Origin of the sequence: Agrobacterium salinitolerans (assembly GCF_002008225.1) — a bacterium.
GTDB classification, from domain to species: Bacteria; Pseudomonadota; Alphaproteobacteria; order Rhizobiales; family Rhizobiaceae; genus Agrobacterium; species Agrobacterium salinitolerans.
In genome coordinates this window covers 1-19485 of the sequence record NZ_MRDH01000038.1, presented here as the reverse complement: position 1 = coordinate 19485, position 19485 = coordinate 1, and the positions used below count along the sequence as shown (strand labels likewise).

Here is a 19485-nt window from a genome sequence, read left to right as displayed (position 1 = left end):
TACCGTTATCCCTAACGGTGGAAAAAAGCGCATCAGGAGACGCCTCCTGCCCGTCAAGTCATTCATTTTCTTGACGATAGCCAGAGCCTATAGTGTAGGATACGGCGGCAGGCATAATATCGAGGTGTGGCGCGTATGTATCGTGCTCTGACAAGGGATATCGAGGTAACGGTCGATCCGTATTATCTCGAGGAACAATCCGACCCGGATGACGATCGTTACGTCTGGGGCTACAAAGTCGTGATCGCGAACAATTCCGATATTCCGGTCACCCTCGTCAATCGCTACTGGCACATCACCGATCAGAACGGTCAGGTGGATGAGGTCTATGGACCGGGCGTCGTGGGTGAGAAGCCGCATCTGAAACCGGGCGACAGCTACGAATATTCCTCCGGCTGCCCGCTGGATACACCTTCCGGCCTGATGTTCGGCCATTATGAAATGGAAACGGAAAATGGCGAGGTGTTCAACGTCACCATACCCGCCTTTTCGCTGGATTCACCGGGTCTGATGCGGGTTCTGAACTGACCACGCGCCCGGCAAATGAAAAAGCCGCACTCTTTATAGGGCGCGGCTTTCTATTCAGGCATTTTCAAATTCGCTGACATCGTAGCGATAGGTGGTGGAGCAGAACTCGCAGGTCACGGCGATAGCGCCGTCTTCCTCGCTCGCCTTGATCTCCTCGGCAGTGAAGCCTGACAGCACACCCTTGATCTTGTCCCGCGAGCAGCTGCAACGGTCGAAAACCGCCTGCGGATCATAGATGCGCACGCCACTCTCATGGAAAAGCCTGAAAAGCAGGCGTTCCACCGGCACCTGTGGATCGGTCAGTTCGTCGGTATCCACCGTGTTCAACAGCGTGACGGCTTCCGTCCAGGCATCGTCCTCCTGCACCTCGTGACCGCTTTCATCGCCGTCACCGCCATGCAGGTCACGCATACGCAGCCGTTCGGGCGCCTGCGGCAGGAACTGCGCGATAACGCCGCCCGCACGCCAGCCATGACGCGGCTTGCCTTCGCCATCACGGTCGAAGAACTCGGCAACGCCCAGCCGCACGCGGGTGGGAAGCTGTTCCGACTGGCGGAAATAGACGCCGGCAATGTCTTCCAGCGAGGAGCCATCGAGCGGCACAATGCCCTGATAGGGCTGCATGCCCGCACCCTGATCGATCGTGAAGGCCAGAATGCCGTTGCCGAGCAATTGCTCCGGCGAGGTTGCACCTTCCGCAACCGCCGCCGCCAGCCGTTCCTCATCGAAACGGGCATAAGCGCGCATGCTTTCCGGCGCGGTGAAATCCGCGACCAGAAGATCGACCGGACCATCGCCCTTGGTCTGAAGCGTGAGCTTGCCGGAAAATTTGAGCGAGGTGCCGATCAGCGCCGTCAGAACGGTCGCTTCCGCCAGCAGGCGGGCGACCGTCGGGGGATAGTCATGCCGCTCGAGAATGGCGTTCAACAGCGGACCCACCTGCACTGCGCGACCGCGCACATCCAGACCTTCGACCTGAAAGGGCACTACCTTATCGTCGCCAGCAAAATCGAGATCGTCCAGTTCAACCGTTACATCTGCCATGTCATACTCCTTGGCGCAGCCGTGGCGCCGCTACCGTCCAAAAGTCCGGCTTTCGAAATGTGCTTTTTTCGCTTGTCGCACAGAGACCCGGGAAGAGAAACCGCTTCCGGGGAAAAACGTGCAAATCGTGATGATGGCCCGCCAGCAAAACCGACGAGCCTCTTCGAAGTCCCACAGATGGTAATCTATACGGTCAAGTTCAAGCACCCGGCGTGACGCGTGTCAGGCCGGGCGACTGCTCATCAAATGACGCCCATGCACCATGCGATGATGGACTTCTGCGCGTGGAGGCGGTTTTCCGCCTCGTCGAAGACGACGGATTGCGGACCGTCGATCACGGCATCCGTTACTTCCTCTCCGCGATGGGCCGGCAGGCAATGCATGAACAGCGCATCTTTTTCCGCCTTGGCCATCAGAGCTTCATTGACTTGATAGGGCTGGAAAATGTTGTGGCCGCGCGCCTTGTGTTCCTGGTTCATGGACACCCAGGTATCGGTGACGACACAGTCCGCACCCGCAACGGCCTTGTCGGCGTCGTGGCACAGCATGATCTCGCCGCCATTATTGCGCGCCCAGTTCAGGAACTTGTCATGCGGTTCGGAGCCCATCGGTACGGCCATCGTCATGCGGTAACCGAAACGGGCCGAGCCTTCCACAAAGGAATGCAGGACGTTGTTGCCGTCACCTGTCCAGGCAATGGTCTTGCCTTTGACTGGGCCGCGATGTTCTTCGAAGGTCATGATATCCGCCATGATCTGACAGGGGTGCGTGTCATCCGTCAGGGCGTTGATGACCGGCACCGTCGCATGTTCGGCAAGCTCCAGCAGGCGCGAATGATCCGTCGTGCGGATCATGATGGCGTCGACGTAGCGCGACAGCACCTTGGCCGTGTCACCGATCGTTTCGGCGCGACCGAGCTGCATTTCCGTACCAGAGAGGAAAAGCGTCTCGCCGCCGAGCTGGCGCATACCGACATCGAAGGAGACGCGCGTGCGGGTGGAGGGCTTTTCGAAGATCATTGCCAGCATCTTGCCAGCAAGCGGCTTTTCCGCCGTTCCGGCCTTGGTGGCGGCCTTGCGTGCGCGGGCATCGTCAAGAATTGCCCGCAGATCCTGCGAGCTGACAGCCGACAGGTCGAGAAAATGTTTAGGTGAAGCCATTTCAAACTGTCCCATGCTCGCGAGCCTCGGGGAAGAGGCCCGCTATTTATTGTTTCCTCAGGCGATCTTTGCCTGTTTCACTGTCAGTGAAGCGGCGGCCGCTTCCACGCGCGCCAAGCCCTCGCGGGCCTCTTCCGCCGTGGTGACGAGCGGCGGCAAAAGACGGATGACGTTGTCGCCCGCCGGCACACCCAGCAGATGCTCGGCGCGCATGGCCTGCAACAGCTCACCCGAGGGAACCTTCGCCTTGATGCCGAGAAGCAGGCCTTCGCCGCGAATCTCCTCGATGACATCGGGATAACGATCTTTCAGCGAAGCAAGGCCCTGACGGAAAACCAGCGCGACATCACGAACCTTTTCCAGGAAGCCCTCGGAGAGGACGACATCAAGTACGGCGTTACCAACAGCCATGGCCAGCGGGTTGCCGCCATAGGTGGTGCCATGCACGCCTGCCGTCATGCCGGAAGCGGCATCCGCCGTCGCAAGGCAGGCGCCGAGCGGGAAGCCGCCGCCGATACCCTTGGCAACCGCCATAATATCCGGCGCAACACCTGTCTGCTCATAGGCAAAGAGCTTGCCCGTGCGGCCGACACCAGTCTGGACCTCGTCGAAAATCAGCAGCATGCCATGCTCATCGCAGAGCGACCGCAGCAGCTGCAGGAATTCCTTGGCTGGTGCGCGAATACCCCCCTCACCCTGAATTGGTTCGATCAGCAGCGCGGCCGTCTCGTCCGTGATAGCGGCTTTCAGCGCATCAACGTCACCGAAGGGCACCTGGTCGAAACCCTCGACCTTGGGACCGAAACCTTCGAGATATTTCTGCTGGCCGCCGGCGGCGATCGTCGCGAGCGTGCGGCCGTGGAAGGCGCCTTCGAAGGTGACGATGCGGAACTTTTCCGGATGCCCCTTGGAATAATGATAACGGCGCGCCGTCTTGATCGCGCATTCCAGCACTTCCGCGCCGGAATTGGTGAAGAAGACCTTGTCTGCGAATGTCGCTTCCGTCAGGCGCTTTGCAAGCTTTTCCTGGCCCGGCACTTCATAAAGGTTAGAGACGTGCCAGACCTTCTCGGCCTGGGTCTTGATCGCCTCCACGAGGTGCGGGTGGGCGTGACCCAGTGAATTGACCGCAACGCCGGCCGCAAAATCCAGATATCGTTCGCCGCTTTCCGTGAACAGCCAGACGCCCTCGCCTCGCTCGAAGCGCAGGGGGGCTCTTGCAAACGTATCGAACAATGGCGCGGCGGCTTCGGCCATGGCTGTATCACTCCTTGCGCGGTTGCGCTGTCAGACAGTTGTCAATAGGCTTTCGGGGTTATCCCTCGCCTGAAAATCAAAAATGCCGCCTCGCGGCGGCAGGGGCACTATTGTCACTTCGCCTGCCGATGTCAACAAAAGTCCGCGTTTCTCGGGCTTCTCAAGCCCTAGTAGGTGGCGGCGGATGAGGCCCAAGGTGTTGCCTTTCAGACTCAACTCGCCAGCAAGTTGGGGAAAACCGGAAAATCGATTCGAGATGATTCCCACGACTCTTGCCACGGAGTCTGCGTGGCACTAGGTTAATCGCTAATTACTAGACTGCATTGCGGCGGAACTAGTCACCGAAAATCAGGCAGAAACCACGCTCGCGGCACGCCCGCGAGGCGGAGATGGATTCTGCCGACATTATACGCGACGAGCGGAGAAGCGGCATGAACTGGACAGACGAACGGGTCGAAAAACTCAAGAAATTGTGGTCCGAGGGACTTAGCGCCAGCCAGATAGCAGCGCAGCTGGGCGGTGTCAGCCGTAATGCCGTCATCGGCAAGGTCCACCGCCTCAACCTGCCGGGTCGCGTCAAGGCCGGCGGCCCGGTCACTTCGGCGCGTTCCGCGCCCAAGCGCGCCGCCGCTCCTGCCCCGCGCGCGACGAATTTCGCGGGCCGTGTCGGCACAGCGCCTGCTCGGGTTCTGACCCGTTCCAACGCAGCAACGGCTCTTCAGGAAGAGATCGGCATCGAGACCGCGGAAGTCCTCGATTACGTTCCTTCCAGAAACGTCGTCACCCCGATTTCCCGTCGCCTGACGTTGACGGAACTGACGGAGCGCACCTGCAAATGGCCGGTCGGCGACCCCTTGAAAGACGATTTCCATTTCTGCGGTTGTGAAGCGCTGGAATCTTCACCCTATTGCAAGTTCCATGCGAAACTCGCCTACCAGCCGGTAAGCGAACGTCGCAAAGCTTGAGTGTTGCGGCACGCATTCGACACTCAAAAACTACGGGCCTTCGGGCCCGTTTTTTTATGGCAAAACTCAAGGCGGTCCCGGAATGGGCGCACGCTGTTTGAGAGGCGCTCCCAATTCCTCTTCTTCCGCCTTCTGCGGATGTAAAATCGCGACGCGCCCTTGCGGCAAATACTTTGAGTTCGTCGGCGACGTGCCGCGCCATCCCTCCTGTCTGGTTTCACCGCGCAATCCGACTCTAAGCAGACCGTCTGTTGCCTTCAAAAACAACAAGGACACGCGTTAGGGAAGGTTCGAATTCAGAAGGCCCGCCACCATCCCGGCTGCGGGCCTTCTGAATTTTGGGAATTTTTCCCGAGTGAAACCATCGGTTTCGGTTTCCTCAGGCTTCCATTGAATATCCGGCGCCGCGCACGGTGCGGATGACATCTTGCATATGCGAAAAATTGAGCGCCTTGCGCAGACGTCCGACATGCACGTCGACGGTGCGTTCGTCCACATAGATATCGTGACCCCAGACGCCATCCAGCAATTGTGAGCGGGAAAACACCCGGCCGGGAGAAGTCATCAGGAATTCCAGCAGGCGGAACTCCGTTGGGCCGAGGCGCACTTCGCGGCTCTTGCGGTGAACGCGATGGGTCTCGCGATCCAGTTCGATATCGCCGCATTTCAGCACCGAAGACAGAACCTCGGGGCGAGCCCGGCGCAGCATGGCCTTGACCCGGGCCATGAGTTCCGGTGTCGAGAACGGCTTGACGACATAATCGTCGGCGCCGGTGGCGAGGCCGCGAACCCTTTCGCTTTCCTCACCGCGCGCCGTCAGCATGATGATGGGCAGGCGTTCGGTTTCCGGCCGCATTCTGAGCCGACGGCACAGTTCGATACCGGAAACGCCGGGAAGCATCCAATCCAGGATAAGAAGGTCTGGAATACGTTCCTGCAGCCGAATTTCAGCCTCGTCTCCACGGGGTATCGTGTCGACGTCATATCCCTCAGCCTCGAGATTGTAACGAAGCAGCACGCTCAGCGCTTCCTCATCTTCCACAACTGCAATCTTGGGCACCATATACTAACTCCGCAAGCCGCTGCCTGTCTGTTACTCGGTCACCGAACCGAGCGTGTTGGAACTGTCATCCTTAGGACGCTCGCCTTCCGGCTGGCTGCCGGTGGTCATGTAATAGATCGTCTCGGCGATATTGGTGGCGTGGTCGCCGATACGCTCGATGTTCTTGGCGCAGAACAGAAGATGCGTGCAGGTAGTGATGTTGCGCGGATCTTCCATCATGTAGGTCAAAAGCTCACGGAAGAGCGACGTGTACATGGCGTCGATTTCTTCGTCGCGCTCGCGGATGGCATTTGCCTTCTCCGCCGAACGTGTCGAATAGACGTCGAGGACTTCCTTGAGCTGTACCAGCGCCAGTTCCGAGAGGTGTTCGATGCCACGGGCGAGCTTGCGCGGCACGCCGGTGCCGGCAACCGCGATGACACGCTTGGCAGTATTCTTACCGAGGTCGCCAACGCGTTCGAGGTCCGCTGCAATACGTAGCGTGCCGATGATCTCGCGAAGGTCTGCCGCCATCGGCTGGCGCCTGGCGATGGTGACGATGGCCTTGTCGCCGATCTCACGCTCGGAATGATCGAGGATCGCGTCGTCGGAAATGACCTTCTGGGCGAGTGCGGCGTCGGAGTTGACCAGCGCACGCACGGCATCGGCGCACATCTGTTCCGCCAGACCGCCCATTTCGGCGATACGGCGCGTCAGGAATTTCAGTTCGTCGTCATATGCCGACAGAATATGCGAATGGGTCGTTGTCTGTGTCATGGTCTAGTCCTCCGGCTTGGCCTGCATGCGCGTGCCCGGAAGCGGGCACGGCAGAGGCACCAGTCTTGTTCGGTTTCGATAAAGCGCCGGCCGGGATCAGCCGAAGCGGCCCATGATGTAATCCTGCGTGCGCTGGTCGTCCGGATTGGTGAACATCTTGTCGGTTTCGTTTTCCTCGACAAGGTGACCAAGGTGGAACATGGCCGTGCGCTGGGAAACACGCGCCGCCTGCTGCATGGAGTGCGTGACGATGACGATGGTGTAATTGGTGCGCAGCTCGTGGATCAGTTCCTCGACCTTTGCGGTCGCGATAGGGTCGAGCGCCGAGCAGGGTTCGTCCATCAGGATCACTTCCGGGCTGACGGCAACCGCGCGGGCGATGCACAGGCGCTGTTGCTGACCGCCGGAAAGACCCGTGCCGGATTCCTGCAGGCGATCCTTCACTTCGTTCCAGAGGCCGGCCTTCTGCAGGCTCTGCTCGACGATCTGGTCCATATCCGCCTTGTTGCGGGCGAGACCATGGATGCGCGGACCGTAGGAAATGTTTTCGTAGATCGACTTCGGGAAAGGGTTCGGCTTCTGGAACACCATGCCGACGCGGGCGCGCAATTCCACGACATCGATTGCCTGATCGTAGATATCGTCGGTGTCGAGCGTGATTTTTCCGGTCACCCGGCAACCGTCGATCGTGTCGTTCATGCGGTTCAGGGTGCGCAGGAAGGTGGATTTACCGCAGCCAGACGGGCCGATCAGCGCCGTCACCGTATTTTCGCGAACATTCAGGTTCACGTCGTAGAGCGCACGCTTTTCGCCGTAATAAACCGAAACGTCCTTGCCGATCATCTTGTATGAGACTTCATTCATTTTCTTGTCCAGCGCCTTTTCAACTGCTGCTTCCGACAACATGTTCATTGCTCAATCTCCCTCTACCAGCGCCGTTCGAAGCGGCGACGCAACAGGATTGCGCCAACATTCATGACAATGAGGAACAAAAGCAGGATGATGATAGCGCCGGATGTCCTTTCGACAAAGGCACGCTCGGCTTCGTTCGCCCACATGTAAATCTGCACCGGCAGGGCCGTGGACGGATCCATCGGCGTTGTCGGGTAATTCGCGACGAATGCCACCATGCCGATCAGGAGCAGCGGCGCCGTTTCCCCCAGCGCGTGGGCGAGACCGATGATGGTGCCGGTGAGGATGCCGGGCATGGCGAGCGGCAGCACATGGTGGAAGATCGTCTGCATCTTGGAAGCGCCGAGGCCGAGGGCGGCGGCGCGGATAGACGGCGGCACGGCCTTCAGGGCAGCGCGCGTCGCGATGATGATCGTCGGCAGGGTCATCAGCGTCAGGACGAGGCCGCCGACCAGCGAGGCCGAGCGCGGAAAGCCCATGAAGTTGATGAAGACCGAGAGGCCGAGCAGACCGTAAACAATCGAAGGAACGGCCGCGAGATTGTTGATATTCACCTCGATAAGATCCGTCAGACGGTTCTTCGGGGCGAATTCCTCGAGATAGATGGAGGCCGCGACGCCGATCGGCAATGACAGCACCAGCACGATCAGCATCATGTAGAAGGAGCCGATCAGCGCCACACCCACACCCGCCGCTTCCGGACGGCTCGACGCGCCGTTGAAGAAGATGCCGGTATTGAAATGTTTGCCGAGCTGGCCGCTTTCGGCGAGCTGGTTCATCCAGCCGAGCTGCTGGTTAGAGATGCGGCGATTGGCTTCATCCGCCGTCAGATCGACCTGGCCCTTGAAGGCGCTGTCGACATCCCCCGAAGCGAGAAGCGTGACGGTGCGCGTGGTGCCGATAACGGCGGGATCGGCAACGACGATGTCGCGAAGCTGCGTGCGCACGCTGTCGGAAATCAGCAGGCTGACGGCGCGTAGGCCGGCGCGGTCCGTCGGTGCAACACCAAGAACCTTGGCGACCGCATCGCGGGCGACGACGGGATAATTGGCCGTCATCAGCTTTGTCGGGTTTGTGGCGCGTTCATTCTTCGGATCGATGATCTGTTCGGAAAACTCAACCGGAACGGTGATCATCGTCTGCTGGAAAGCGGTGTAACCCTTGGAGAAAACCGACCAGAGCAGCAGGAAGAGGAAGATGAGGCCGAAGGAGATCGCCGCGATGCCGTAGGCGCGGAAGCGGCGTTCGGCGGCATAACGGCGCTTGATGCCGATATCACGGCGCGTGGCCCTGTTGACGGCGCTCGCGCCGGCTGCGGGAGAAACGATGTCGGTCATTCATATTGCTCCCGGTATTTGCGCACGATGTAAAGCGCGTAGATATTCAGGCAAAGCGTGATGGCGAAAAGCGTGATGCCGAGCGCGAAGGCGACCAGCGTCTGCGGCGAGGTGAATTCGAGGTCGCCGGTGAGCTGGCTGACAATCTTGACGGTGACGGTGGTCATCGGCTCGAAGGGGTTGAGCTGAAGACGGGCCGCCACGCCGGCGGCCAGAACCACGATCATGGTTTCGCCGATGGCGCGCGAAGCCGTCATCAGCACGGCGCCGACGATGCCGGGAAGAGCGGCCGGAATAATGACCCTCTTGATCGTTTCGGAACGCGTGGCGCCAAGACCGAGCGAACCGTCACGCAGCGAGCGCGGCACGGCGGTGATGATATCGTCCGACAGCGACGACACATACGGGATCAGCATGATACCCATGACGAAGCCGGCGGTGATGACGCTCTGCGCCTGGATGAAATTGGCGTAGTCGCCCGTCGCCAGACCATTGATCTGCGTGGAGATGTCTCTGAGGAAAGGACCGACCGTCGTCAGCGCGAAGAAACCGTAGACGATGGTGGGAATGCCGGCGAGCACTTCAAGCAGCGGCTTTGCCATGGAGCGGAAACGCGGCGAGGCATATTCCGCCATGTAGATCGCCGAGAAGAGACCGACCGGAACCGCAACCAGCATGGCGACGAAACCGATATAAAGCGTGCCGGCGAGCAGCGGGATTAGGCCGAACTGGCCGGCGGAGTCTGTGGCACCCGCCGCAGCAAAACGCGGATCCCAGACCGTTCCAAAAAAGAACTGGTGCGCCGGCACCATGGTAAAGAACTGGATCGCCTCGGTCAGCATCGAAAAGACGATGCCGATGGTCGTGAGAATGGCGATGGACGAAGCGACGAGCAGGGCCGCGAGAATGACTTTCTCGACCTTGTTGCGCGCCCGGAAACGCGGCGCGATCGAACGCAGCGCATAGGCGGCGCCACCGAATGCGGCCAGCAGGACGATGGCGATCATCGCGATGCGGCTGGTGGCGGTCATGCTGTTGAGCGTGTGGGCGGCATCGATCATGAAACGCTCGGGATCACCGGCGATTGCAACACCCTTGGAAGCCAGAAGCGGCCGGACCGCAGCCGTATCCGCCTCGACCTGCGCGGTTTCCTCCGGCGTCAGTCGCTGCAGGCCACGGGCGATGGAGGTCACCATGCCGTAGGTCAGGCTCTGCTGCGCTTCGGACTGCGCGCGCACATCCTCGGGAAAATCGCCGCGCACCGCCGAAGTGACGAGCAACGGGCTGACAATGAGCCAGGCGCAGAGAATGAACGCCGCGGGCAGCACCGCCCAGACGACCGCGTAAGAGCCGTGATAACCGGCACGGGAATGCATGTTGGACGGGCGACCGCCAGACAGGGCGACGGCGCGCCGGCTGCCGAGCAGATAGCTGGCGATGCCGATGAGCGCCAGTAGCAGCAAAAGGATCGATGTGTTCATTAGAGTTCCCTCGGCGTGCCTCAAGGGCACGGTGCGATATCGGGCAAATCAAAAAGTCATCAAAACGAGACCGCTGGACCATGCCGTGATGCCTGCCGCCTGACTGTATCATCGTCTGGCAAGCGTCAAGGTTGATACATCCTATCCATCTGAAATCCATCGACAATCATGTGGATGGCGATGAATGGGAACTGTCAACCGCGGACGACGGCCCCAGCGAGGCTGAATGAGGGGCACAGCAAAGCCGCGCCCCTCCTTCTTCATTACATCGTGGAGCCGGCCGAGAACTTCGAGCGGATTTCTTCACGCTCTGCGTCGGGGGCAGCAACCAGGCCGTAGTTGGCGAGCGGGGAATCCGGGCCGATCATCTCGTCGGACGTGAAGAACTCGACATATTCCTTAAGACCCGGGATAACGCCCAGGTGAGCCTTCTTCACGTAGAAGAACAGCGGGCGCGAAACCGGGTACTTGCCGCTGGCAACGGTTTCGGTGGACGGAACGACGCCCGAAACGGTCGCAACCTTCAGACGGTCAGCATTGTTTTCATAGAAAGCGAGGCCGAAAACGCCGAGGCCGGTCTTGTTGGCGTCGATACGAGCGAGCGTTTCGGTGTAGTCGCCGTCGATATCGACAGCTGCGCCGTCCTTGCGAACTGCAACGCACTTTGCAGCGGCCTGCTTGGCGTCGGTGATGAGCGTCTTGATGACGTCGGTGGCGCCGGCTTCCTTGCAGCCGTCAGCCATGATCTTCTCTTCGAAGACTTCGCGCGTGCCGTGCTTGGAGCCCGGGATGTAAGCGGCGATAGCGACGTCAGGCAGTTCCTTGTTGATTTCCGACCACTTCTTGTAGGGGTTGGCAACGAGCTTGCCGTCCTTGACGACTTCAGCGGCGAGAGCAAGGTAAAGATCCTTCGGCTCCAGCTTGATGTCCTTGTTGGAAGAGTCCATCGCAAAGACGATACCGTCGTAACCGATCTTCACTTCCTGAACGTCGGTAACACCAGCAGCCTTACAGGCGGCCAGTTCGTCGCTCTTGATCGCGCGCGAAGCGTTTGCAATGTCGATGGTGCCTTCGCCGACGCCGGAGCAGAACGCCTTCAGACCGCCGCCCGTGCCGCCGGACTCAACAACCGGAGCCTTGAAGTTCGGGAAGGTTTCGGCAAAGGTCTCGGCAACAATCTTGGCGTAGGGCAGAACCGTGGAGGAACCGGCAACCTGGATCTGGTCGCGAGCAGCAGCGGCGCCAGCGAAGGCGACAGAAGCCACCAGAGCTGCTGCGGAAAATTTAACGATGTTCATTTGTCTCTCCCGTCGTGGGCTTTGTTGTGGACGCAGCCGATAGCGACACTCGCTCTTAGCTTGCGCTCGGCGACCTTTTCTTAACCACCGTAGCCACTTCCTTTTATGTCACTTTGACGAAAGATTTGTGACAATTTAAACTATTGATTTTATTTATAAATATTCACCACATCAAAAACAGATGCATATTTTATGTCAAAATCTGACCGTGAAGTCCGTGCCGCTGCCCAATTCCGATTTAATGATGAGGCGGGCGCGATGGCGGGTGAGGATGTGCTTGACGATGGCAAGGCCGAGACCCGTGCCCTTTTTCGACCGGCTGTCGGCGACGCTGACACGATAAAAACGCTCTGTCAGGCGGGGCACGTGTTCGGCGGGAATGCCCGGCCCCTTGTCGATGACGCTCACCTCCACAGGTTTGCCGGGTTCGGCCCGCAACCAGACATCCACGACCTTGCCTTCCTGGCCGTATTTGCAAGCATTTTCAACGAGATTCTGGAACACCTGCACCAGTTCGTCGCGATCTCCCTGCACTTCCGCCGGCCGGTCCGGCAGGTGCAGCGTGATGGTCACCTCAAGCTCGTCGGCAAGCGGCAGCAACGTATCGCGCACATGGCCGATGACGGGAACGAGATCGACCCTCTGGTCCGGCGCGATATTTGCACGCAGTTCCAGCCGCGAAAGGGACATGAGATCGTCCACCAGCCGGCTCATGCGGGTTGCCTGATCCAGCATGATGGCGAGGAAACGTTCCTGCGCCTTGGGGTCGTTGCGCGCCGGCCCCTGCATGGTTTCAATGAAGCCACGGAGCGAGGCGAGTGGCGTTCGCAGCTCATGGCTTGCATTGGCGACAAAGTCGCTGCGCATGCGGTCGATGCGTCGGAGCTCTGAGACGTCGCGGAACGACAGGATGTAGAATGGCGGACCCGCCCCCTCTCCCACATCCGCACGGGCAATACGGACGATGAAGACCCGTTCGGAAGGGAAGCGCTCCGAATGTTCGACCTGATTGGGCTGGCCGGTGGTGATGGTTTCGCGAATGACATCCAAAAGGCCGGGAGAGCGCAACCGGGCGGAAATATGCGCGCCGGCAGGCAACTGGCCGAAGGCGCGCTCGGCCGCGCCGTTCTGGAACAGCACGCTGGCGTTCCTGTCGAGCATGAAAACGGGCGTGTCCAGAACCGCGAGCCCCGCCCTTACGCCGGAAATGACGTTTTCGCCGGGCACTTCTTGTTCATCCGTCTCGGCAGCCGGACTTCCGTCCTTTGCGGAATCTGGCACCGGGCCCTCCCGGCCGGTGAGGATGGCAATGACGGCGCAAAGCCACAGGGCGGCGGGCATATAGGGCGTGTTAAGCTCGGCAACGGCCACGATGGCGAGCATACTGACGATGAGAAGGGGCAACCAGTTCCGGCCGAGCTTCTTTCCCAAACGCCTTAATCCACCATCGCCTTCCATGACTGCCATTTAAGCCTGCTCTTTCCACTTTCATCTGACAGCGCATCGAAATCTCATAGGCCAGCTTCATGACAGAGATTCATCGCCGCGCATTTTCCACAACGTATATGCGCAAAATCGACGCCGCAATTGCCCTCGCCGCCGCGGGCCGGTCAAGCGGTTCTGTTTCACTTGAATTCTGGCAACGGATGTGAACTCATTGGCGTTGAGTTGCCTTTACACAACAACGGCCGGAGGAAACCATGGGCGAAGAAACGAAGAAGCGGACGGTCGATATCACCGTAGACGGCAAACTGCGCAGCTTCGACATCGACGATCCGGTTCTTCCTGAGTGGGTTGAGGAAAAGAAACTTTCCGCCGGCAACTTTCCCTACGACAAGAAGATGAAGCGGGAGGACTACGACACCACTCTCGAGGCACTGCAGGTGGAGCTTGTCAAGGTGCAGTTCTGGCTGCAGACCACCGGCAAAAGGGTGATGGCGGTTTTCGAGGGCCGTGATGCGGCGGGAAAGGGCGGCGCGATCTTCGCGGCGAGGGCCTATCTCAATCCCCGCTATGCGCGCGTGGTGGCGCTGACCAAGCCGACGGAAACCGAACGCGGCCAATGGTATTTCCAGCGCTATATCTCGCATTTTCCGACCGCCGGCGAATTCGTTCTCTTTGACCGCTCCTGGTATAACCGCGCCGGGGTCGAGCCGGTCATGGGGTTCTGCACGCCGGAGGAACACAAACGCTTCCTCAAGGAAACGCCGCGCCTGGAAAAGATGCTGGTCCACGACGATGTTCATCTGTTCAAATTCTGGCTCGATATCGGCCGCGAAACGCAGATCGAGCGTTTTCATGACCGCCGCCACAGCCCGCTGAAATGCTGGAAGCTTTCGGATATGGATATAGCGGCGCTGACGAAATGGGACGACTACACGCAAAAACGCGACGAGATGCTGGCAAATACCCACACCGACGACGCCCCCTGGACGGTGGTGCGCGCCAATGACAAGCGCCGCGCACGGGTGAACCTCATCCGCCACATCCTTCTGGCGCTCGATTATGAGGGGAAGGACAAAAAGGCGATCGGCGAAATCGACGACAAGATTGTGGGATCGGGGCCGGATTTTATCAAATAGGACCCAAAACGCTGACGGGCGCCTCCTTTCGAGACGCCTGTTTTTCTCTTACTGGCCCGGCAGAATGCGCACGGAATAAAGATTAACCGGGCGGCCGCTGCCATCGATATCGCTGTTGATGAAGATCTTGCCCGGCGCATTGGGGGCGAGAGATCGTTCGAATGTCGTATTTAGCAGCATGTCCGCGCGCTCGGCCGTGGCGGTGAAGCGGTGGCGGGAGCAATCGCCCAATGTCGCGAAATCACAGGCGACGGAAACCTGGGTCTGCCGGTCGCTGGAGGATTGCAGCGTGATCGAAATGGTCGAGGACTTGCCCGCCATATCCCGCATCACCTCCACCGGAACCTCGACGCTGACGGCGCCATCCTGCGAGACACTCCTCGAGGTCAGCTTTATCGCCTTGCCGGCGGGTGTGGCGATGTTTTCCACATTGGCGCGCGGGCCGGCCGAAACACCGGAACCGCCACGCTCCGCGTTAAAGATTTCCACCCAGTCATCGGAAAAACCACGGCCGGCGGAAAGGCGCGGCGCGGGCTCCGTCCCGTTGAAATCCTCCGCCTGCACCTGCGCCGGCGGATTGGGCACGCTGGTATCGCGCTGCTCCGGCGAGAGCAGGAGGCCAGAGGAATAAACCCACCAGGCGCCGAAACCGATGAAGGCCAGAAGCGTCACGTAGATGAAAAGCCGGGCGAAAAGCCCCCGGCGTTTGCGGCGGCCCACCGCGCCTTCCGGGCGGAAGGCAAGCGAAGAATCGCTGGCGCGGGAGCCTCTCTTCGGCGGCTTTCCATTGCGCTGTCCCGCATTCAACGGCGCCGGAGCGACGGCAGCACCCGGTCGAACATCTCGCGTTTCACCACGCAGTTCCGGCTCAACACCCAAATCGCCGTGGTGAGGCGTCTGCGAAACGGGATCGACCGCGTGATCATCCTGTGCCGGACTTTCCGCTACTGGCGGACGCAATTGCTGTTCCACCATATCCAGAAGCCGGTTGCGCTCTTCATTCTCGATCTGGTGGATCAGCCCTTCAAGCCGCTGGCGCTGCTGGGCGACAAGCTGCGGATCGTCTATGCCCTGCTTGCGCAGGCCCGCTTCCAGCGCCTGACGGGAAGATTGATAAATCCGCGCACGAACTTCGGCGTTCGATCTGTCCGATTTTTCCAGAGCATTTCTGATTGCCGTTTCCAGTCCGCTCACGACCGATCCTTGTTCTATTGCGCTTTGCAAAAATATGCGGCGCTGCGCCATGGGTTCACGATTCGGTAACGGCTATACCGCCCCTCCGCAAGCTTCGTTTATGATAAAGACCGGATTGATTTCAGGAAAATCGATCCATTGTGGCGCTACGAACGCAGATTCGAGAGGCGAATGCCGTGCTGTTTTCGCTTTCAATCTGCTGCTGAACGCGATATTGACTTACGTGCGCGTAAACGTAATTCATGGGAGGAGACATGCTACCGTCCGTGCTGAAAGACAATCTGCGTCTTCCGGTCATAGCATCACCGCTATTCATCATTTCACATCCGCAACTGACGCTGGCGCAATGCAAGGCCGGCGTCATCGGCGCTTTCCCGGCACTCAATGCGCGGCCTGAAAGCCAGCTTGACGAATGGTTGGCAATGATTACCGAGGAGCTTGAGGCTCATAACCGGGCCAATCCCGAGCGCCCGGCAGCACCCTTCGCGGTCAACCAGATCGTGCACATGTCCAATCGCCGGCTGGAACATGACCTCAGCCTTTGCGTGAAATACAAGGTGCCGGTGGTGATTTCCTCACTTGGCGCGGTGCCGGAGGTCAATGCGGCCGTGCATTCCTATGGCGGCATCGTGCTCCATGACGTCATCAACGACCGCCATGCCCGCTCCGCCATTCGCAAGGGTGCGGATGGGCTTATCGCGGTGGCGACGGGTGCCGGCGGACATGCGGGCACGCTTTCACCCTTCGCCCTCGTTCAGGAAATCCGCGAATGGTTCGACGGCCCGCTGCTGCTGGCCGGCGCCATCGCCAATGGCGGCTCCATTCTCGCGGCGCAGGCCATGGGCGCGGATATGGCCTATATCGGCTCCCCTTTCATCGCCACCGAGGAAGCGCGCGCATCCGAAGGCTACAAGCAGGCGATTGTGGAAGCGCAGGCCAAGGATATCGTCTATTCGAACTATTTCACGGGTGTGCATGGCAACTACCTGAAAAGCTCGATCGTCGCCTCGGGCATGGACCCCGACAATCTGCCCGGAGCCGATCCTTCAAAAATGGACTTCGAAACAGTCTCCGGCGGCGCCAAGGCCTGGAAGGATATCTGGGGCGCGGGGCAAGGAATCGGCGCCGTCAAGGCGGTGGAACCGGTGGCGGTGCTCGTTGATCGCTTGGCAAATGAATATGAAACGGCCAAAAAGCGCATCTGCGGGAAAGGCTGAAGTCTCGGGCAAACAATGGACAGGCAAAGCTTTTTGCGGAAATTTCAAAACCAGCACATTCAAGGCTTGAAATCCGTGAACATTGCCTGTATCAGCCCGCCATGAAGCTGATCCGCAACAAGCGGGTCAAAATCGGGCCGCTTTAGCTCAGTTGGTAGAGCACGTCATTCGTAATGACGGGGTCACGTGTTCGAGTCACGTAAGCGGCACCATTTCCTTAAAAATCAAAGACTTGAATACCGATTTCCACAGGTGGGACATTTCGGTGAGACATTTCTTTGTTTATCCCCTCCTACATTCTTAAGTCCCGGCACGGCGTATTCTACTTCCGTTGGCCGTTGCCGAAGCAGCTACACCCGAACGGTAAAGCCGAAACAATCAAGCTTTCTCTACAGACACGCGATCCACGAAAGGCATTGCGTTTGTCCCGGTCTATGATCCAGATAGGTGAACGACTTACAGATCATGGAATTGCATACGGGATGGAATACAAGGAACTGCGCGGTCTGCTGACACAGCATTTTCGCGATCTTCTGACCAAGGTTACGAACGAGATCGATAGCAAGGGACGTCTGACCGAACAGACGCGTCAGGATTACCAGCAACGACTTGCAGCGACGCAGCAGGAAATTGAAACAGATACCCCTCTCTCCTTTGCCACTGGCTATGAAAGCCTGCTTTCAGGCTTCATGACTCAATACAACGTACCGTTTTCCAAAACGGATGGTCAGTACGTTTGGCTAGAACAAGATTTTAAAAAAGCTGTGCGCAGTTTTCTGAAAACGGTTCTGGAGCACGACGCGTCATACGACGACTTTGACCTGCGCGCGCCAACCCAGACTGCCGCACCAGTAGCGGCCCATTTCGCAACGCCCCCTCACTCGCCTCTGCAACACACATCGCTATCTGGCATCACCATTGAGGAGCTAGCCAAGCGGTTCATTCGGGAACGTAAACTCGGAGAGAACTGGGTACCGACTACGGTAATGGGCAAAGAGGAATATCTTAGCCTGCTTACAGAGCTTTTTGGTGAGAACCGCGACATTGCCACACTCACTGCTCAAGACGTTACGACTGTGAAAGACACCCTTGTAGCTCTGCCGACACACCGGCACAAAAAGCAGGCGACCAAAGGCAAGCCGTTGGACGAGGTTCTAAAACTAACGAACCTTCCGCGCCTGTCCGTTCCCTCCATCAACAAGTATCTACAGACTTACAATGATTTCTTTGGGTACGCACATCAGCACGGTTACATTGAACGCAACCTGTTTGCTGGGGTGACAATCAAACAGAACCGGCATCGCGTACAGAAGGGTCGTGAGGACTTCACGCCTGAGCAGGTGCGCGTCATTCTGGCGGCTGTTGTGGACAACAGCATGGTGTATGCCAGAAAGCAGCATCAGAAATGGGGGCCGCTTATAGGCGTGTACACCGGCGCACGACTGAACGAGATTGCACAGATCGATCTCGCCGACATTCAGCAGCAGGATGGCCTATGGTTTTTTGACTTCAATGATGAAGGCGACGACAAACAGCTTAAGACACAGGCATCAAAGCGCAGGGTGCCGATACATAACGAACTAATCCGGCTCGGACTACTGGAGCATGTGGAGGCTTTGCGCAAGCAGGGAAAACAAAAGCTTTTTCAGGAGCTGCCGAACTCGGTTGAGCATGGCCGTGGTCGCAATCTCGGACGCTGGTTCAATGAACAGCTTCTGCCTAAGCTCAACCTGAAAACCAAGGAGCTTGTTTTCCATAGTCTCCGGCACACAGTCGTTACGCAATTGGTAAATGCACAGGTGCCCGACCCTCTTGTTAAAGCTCTCGTTGGGCATAGCCAGCAAGGCGTGACCTACCAGAATTATTTCGGGGGCCACACCCTACAGGTGCTGAACGAGGCGATACAGAAGCTAGACTATAGCTTGCCGACGCAGAAACTTTGAAGAGCTATTGGTGGGCGAGGTACAGCCAACCGAAAACTAACATGCCCTAATGATAATCAGGTGTAACCATGCTTCTTCTTGAACCTCTCCAGTTCGTCGTCCAGCTCTTCTTCCCTTAGCTGCTCGGGCGTTTTGTAGACCATTGATGGTGGCGCATCCTGTGGCACGAGCCGAATGAACGCCCCATTGATAAGGATCTCAGCCACAAATCCTGCCTGCGCTGCGCCGAGGCACAATGCTTTGACCTGCCGCTGTGTTAGCGCCATCGCTTTGTTTGTCATTATTGGTTCTCCCGTTGCGGTTATGTGTTCGCCGTCGCTGACACTGATCTCCCCGTGCGCCGGAAAGCTGCCCTCAGCGGAATGCAGAGTGCGGCGACAATGACTAGTAGCAGTGCGATGTCTGGCAGGGCTGCGATTGCTCTAGCGGTTAACTGTGCCGCCGCACCCATTCGCTGAATACGCTTCTCTGCGGCCTTGCGTTCGGTTACGTCTACCAGAAGTGCGAGAGCTTCTGCGTTCGATCCTGTACCTGCAAACGAGGATAGGTGCCGTAGTTCGATCCGGTATTTTTCCCGGTTGTCATCAAGCCACCGAAGCGGGTCGAAATCTGGATCGACGGGATTATCGTACGCCCGCCTGTATGAGGCGAGAAGATTGAGGGCAATGCGTAAGCGGCAAGGAGATCCCATCTGGCGGGTCTGATGCTGAGTAAGGTATTTCGGGCATACGAGTTCTTTGGATGTGAG

18 protein-coding genes, 1 tRNA gene and 1 pseudogene are annotated in these 19485 nt (G+C 58.7%); 7 read left to right on the top strand and 13 right to left on the bottom strand.

Annotation, left to right across the window (positions count from 1 at the left end):
• The first annotated feature begins 135 nt into the window (after positions 1 to 135).
• The gene (gene apaG / locus BS627_RS22415; RefSeq protein WP_003503545.1) at positions 136 to 528 is read left to right on the top strand and encodes a Co2+/Mg2+ efflux protein ApaG; all 393 of its coding nucleotides are present in this window, start codon (positions 136 to 138) and stop codon (positions 526 to 528) included.
• A 54-nt stretch (positions 529 to 582) separates the two neighbouring features.
• Here apaG and BS627_RS22410 read toward each other — a convergent pair whose 3' ends face one another.
• From BS627_RS22410 to BS627_RS22400, 3 genes are all read right to left on the bottom strand, one after another.
• A complete protein-coding gene (locus tag BS627_RS22410) occupies positions 583 to 1572 on the bottom strand; it encodes an Hsp33 family molecular chaperone (protein WP_077985372.1) in 990 nt (329 codons plus the stop codon).
• Between the two features lie 242 nt (positions 1573 to 1814).
• A complete protein-coding gene (gene argF / locus BS627_RS22405; RefSeq protein WP_003519982.1) occupies positions 1815 to 2732 on the bottom strand; it encodes an ornithine carbamoyltransferase in 918 nt (305 codons plus the stop codon).
• 57 nt (positions 2733 to 2789) lie between these two features.
• The gene (locus BS627_RS22400; protein WP_077985371.1) at positions 2790 to 3989 is read right to left on the bottom strand and encodes an aspartate aminotransferase family protein; all 1200 of its coding nucleotides are present in this window, start codon (positions 3987 to 3989) and stop codon (positions 2790 to 2792) included.
• Positions 3990 to 4420: 431 nt separating this feature from the next.
• Between BS627_RS22400 and BS627_RS22390 the strand changes: the two genes are divergently transcribed.
• Positions 4421 to 4954: a GcrA family cell cycle regulator gene (locus BS627_RS22390; protein ID WP_077985369.1), complete on the top strand. Its 534-nt coding sequence runs from the start codon at positions 4421 to 4423 to the stop codon at positions 4952 to 4954.
• Positions 4955 to 5333: 379 nt separating this feature from the next.
• Here the strand turns inward: BS627_RS22390 and phoB are convergent, their stop codons facing one another.
• The 7 genes from phoB to phoR all read right to left on the bottom strand — a co-directional run bounded on the left by phoB (position 5334) and on the right by phoR (position 13268).
• The gene (gene phoB / locus BS627_RS22385) at positions 5334 to 6017 is read right to left on the bottom strand and encodes a phosphate regulon transcriptional regulator PhoB (RefSeq protein ID WP_003493692.1); all 684 of its coding nucleotides are present in this window, start codon (positions 6015 to 6017) and stop codon (positions 5334 to 5336) included.
• A 30-nt stretch (positions 6018 to 6047) separates the two neighbouring features.
• Complete coding sequence (gene phoU / locus BS627_RS22380) at positions 6048 to 6773, bottom strand: phosphate signaling complex protein PhoU (RefSeq protein ID WP_077985368.1); 726 nt, start codon at positions 6771 to 6773, stop codon at positions 6048 to 6050.
• A 96-nt stretch (positions 6774 to 6869) separates the two neighbouring features.
• The gene (pstB, locus tag BS627_RS22375) at positions 6870 to 7685 is read right to left on the bottom strand and encodes a phosphate ABC transporter ATP-binding protein PstB (RefSeq protein ID WP_077985367.1); all 816 of its coding nucleotides are present in this window, start codon (positions 7683 to 7685) and stop codon (positions 6870 to 6872) included.
• A gap of 14 nt (positions 7686 to 7699) precedes the next feature.
• Positions 7700 to 9022 carry a phosphate ABC transporter permease PstA gene (pstA, locus tag BS627_RS22370; protein ID WP_077985366.1) on the bottom strand — a complete coding sequence of 441 codons (1323 nt, stop codon included), beginning with the start codon at positions 9020 to 9022 and terminating at the stop codon, positions 7700 to 7702.
• Positions 9019 to 10503: a phosphate ABC transporter permease subunit PstC gene (gene pstC / locus BS627_RS22365; protein WP_077985365.1), complete on the bottom strand. Its 1485-nt coding sequence runs from the start codon at positions 10501 to 10503 to the stop codon at positions 9019 to 9021. The genes pstA and pstC overlap by 4 nt, the downstream gene beginning before the upstream one ends.
• A gap of 263 nt (positions 10504 to 10766) precedes the next feature.
• Positions 10767 to 11801 carry a substrate-binding domain-containing protein gene (locus BS627_RS22360; RefSeq protein ID WP_077985364.1) on the bottom strand — a complete coding sequence of 345 codons (1035 nt, stop codon included), beginning with the start codon at positions 11799 to 11801 and terminating at the stop codon, positions 10767 to 10769.
• Positions 11802 to 11996: 195 nt separating this feature from the next.
• Entirely contained in the window at positions 11997 to 13268 is a 1272-nt protein-coding gene (gene phoR / locus BS627_RS22355; protein WP_077985363.1) for a phosphate regulon sensor histidine kinase PhoR, read from the bottom strand.
• Between the two features lie 233 nt (positions 13269 to 13501).
• On the opposite strand from phoR, the gene ppk2 reads away from it, so the two are divergent.
• Positions 13502 to 14383, top strand: coding sequence for a polyphosphate kinase 2 (gene ppk2 / locus BS627_RS22350; RefSeq protein ID WP_077985362.1), 882 nt, complete (start codon positions 13502 to 13504; stop codon positions 14381 to 14383).
• Positions 14384 to 14431: 48 nt separating this feature from the next.
• Here the strand turns inward: ppk2 and BS627_RS22345 are convergent, their stop codons facing one another.
• On the bottom strand, positions 14432 to 15577 hold the full coding sequence (locus BS627_RS22345; RefSeq protein ID WP_162520450.1) for a hypothetical protein: 1146 nt from the start codon (positions 15575 to 15577) through the stop codon (positions 14432 to 14434).
• Positions 15578 to 15831: 254 nt separating this feature from the next.
• Here BS627_RS22345 and BS627_RS22340 point away from each other — a divergent pair, with 254 nt between their 5' ends.
• The 4 genes and pseudogenes from BS627_RS22340 to BS627_RS22330 all read left to right on the top strand — a co-directional run bounded on the left by BS627_RS22340 (position 15832) and on the right by BS627_RS22330 (position 18737).
• The gene (locus BS627_RS22340) at positions 15832 to 16794 is read left to right on the top strand and encodes an NAD(P)H-dependent flavin oxidoreductase (protein WP_077985360.1); all 963 of its coding nucleotides are present in this window, start codon (positions 15832 to 15834) and stop codon (positions 16792 to 16794) included.
• 136 nt (positions 16795 to 16930) lie between these two features.
• Positions 16931 to 17006: transfer RNA gene (locus tag BS627_RS22335), tRNA-Thr, on the top strand.
• Between the two features lie 66 nt (positions 17007 to 17072).
• A pseudogene (locus tag BS627_RS25115) lies at positions 17073 to 17222 on the top strand (DUF6538 domain-containing protein); the annotation flags it as partial.
• A gap of 54 nt (positions 17223 to 17276) precedes the next feature.
• Positions 17277 to 18737 (top strand): site-specific integrase, encoded by a 1461-nt coding sequence (locus BS627_RS22330; protein WP_165691356.1) that lies wholly within the window; start codon positions 17277 to 17279, stop codon positions 18735 to 18737.
• A gap of 56 nt (positions 18738 to 18793) precedes the next feature.
• On the opposite strand, the gene BS627_RS22325 is transcribed toward BS627_RS22330, so the two are convergent.
• A complete protein-coding gene (locus BS627_RS22325) occupies positions 18794 to 19018 on the bottom strand; it encodes a hypothetical protein (protein WP_121689899.1) in 225 nt (74 codons plus the stop codon).
• Between the two features lie 20 nt (positions 19019 to 19038).
• Positions 19039 to 19485 (bottom strand): hypothetical protein (locus tag BS627_RS24750; RefSeq protein WP_205635508.1); only part of this gene is annotated, 447 nt, incomplete at its 5' end.

Bases quoted from the DNA above. Each gene is read 5' to 3' on its own strand.
- BS627_RS22410 (WP_077985372.1), bottom strand. From the start codon at position 1,572: ATGGCAGATGTAACGGTTGAACTGGACGATCTCGATTTTGCTGGCGAC.
- pstC (WP_077985365.1), bottom strand. From the start codon at position 10,503: ATGAACACATCGATCCTTTTGCTGCTACTGGCGCTCATCGGCATCGCC.
- phoR (WP_077985363.1), bottom strand. From the start codon at position 13,268: ATGGCAGTCATGGAAGGCGATGGTGGATTAAGGCGTTTGGGAAAGAAG.
- BS627_RS22325 (WP_121689899.1), bottom strand. From the start codon at position 19,018: ATGACAAACAAAGCGATGGCGCTAACACAGCGGCAGGTCAAAGCATTG.
- phoB (WP_003493692.1), bottom strand. From the start codon at position 6,017: ATGGTGCCCAAGATTGCAGTTGTGGAAGATGAGGAAGCGCTGAGCGTG.
- BS627_RS22330 (WP_165691356.1), top strand. From the start codon at position 17,277: ATGGAATACAAGGAACTGCGCGGTCTGCTGACACAGCATTTTCGCGAT.
- argF (WP_003519982.1), bottom strand. From the start codon at position 2,732: ATGGCTTCACCTAAACATTTTCTCGACCTGTCGGCTGTCAGCTCGCAG.
- apaG (WP_003503545.1), top strand. From the start codon at position 136: ATGTATCGTGCTCTGACAAGGGATATCGAGGTAACGGTCGATCCGTAT.
- pstB (WP_077985367.1), bottom strand. From the start codon at position 7,685: ATGAACATGTTGTCGGAAGCAGCAGTTGAAAAGGCGCTGGACAAGAAA.
- BS627_RS22390 (WP_077985369.1), top strand. From the start codon at position 4,421: ATGAACTGGACAGACGAACGGGTCGAAAAACTCAAGAAATTGTGGTCC.
- BS627_RS22400 (WP_077985371.1), bottom strand. From the start codon at position 3,989: ATGGCCGAAGCCGCCGCGCCATTGTTCGATACGTTTGCAAGAGCCCCC.
- BS627_RS22340 (WP_077985360.1), top strand. From the start codon at position 15,832: ATGCTACCGTCCGTGCTGAAAGACAATCTGCGTCTTCCGGTCATAGCA.
- pstA (WP_077985366.1), bottom strand. From the start codon at position 9,022: ATGACCGACATCGTTTCTCCCGCAGCCGGCGCGAGCGCCGTCAACAGG.
- phoU (WP_077985368.1), bottom strand. From the start codon at position 6,773: ATGACACAGACAACGACCCATTCGCATATTCTGTCGGCATATGACGAC.
- BS627_RS22360 (WP_077985364.1), bottom strand. From the start codon at position 11,801: ATGAACATCGTTAAATTTTCCGCAGCAGCTCTGGTGGCTTCTGTCGCC.
- ppk2 (WP_077985362.1), top strand. From the start codon at position 13,502: ATGGGCGAAGAAACGAAGAAGCGGACGGTCGATATCACCGTAGACGGC.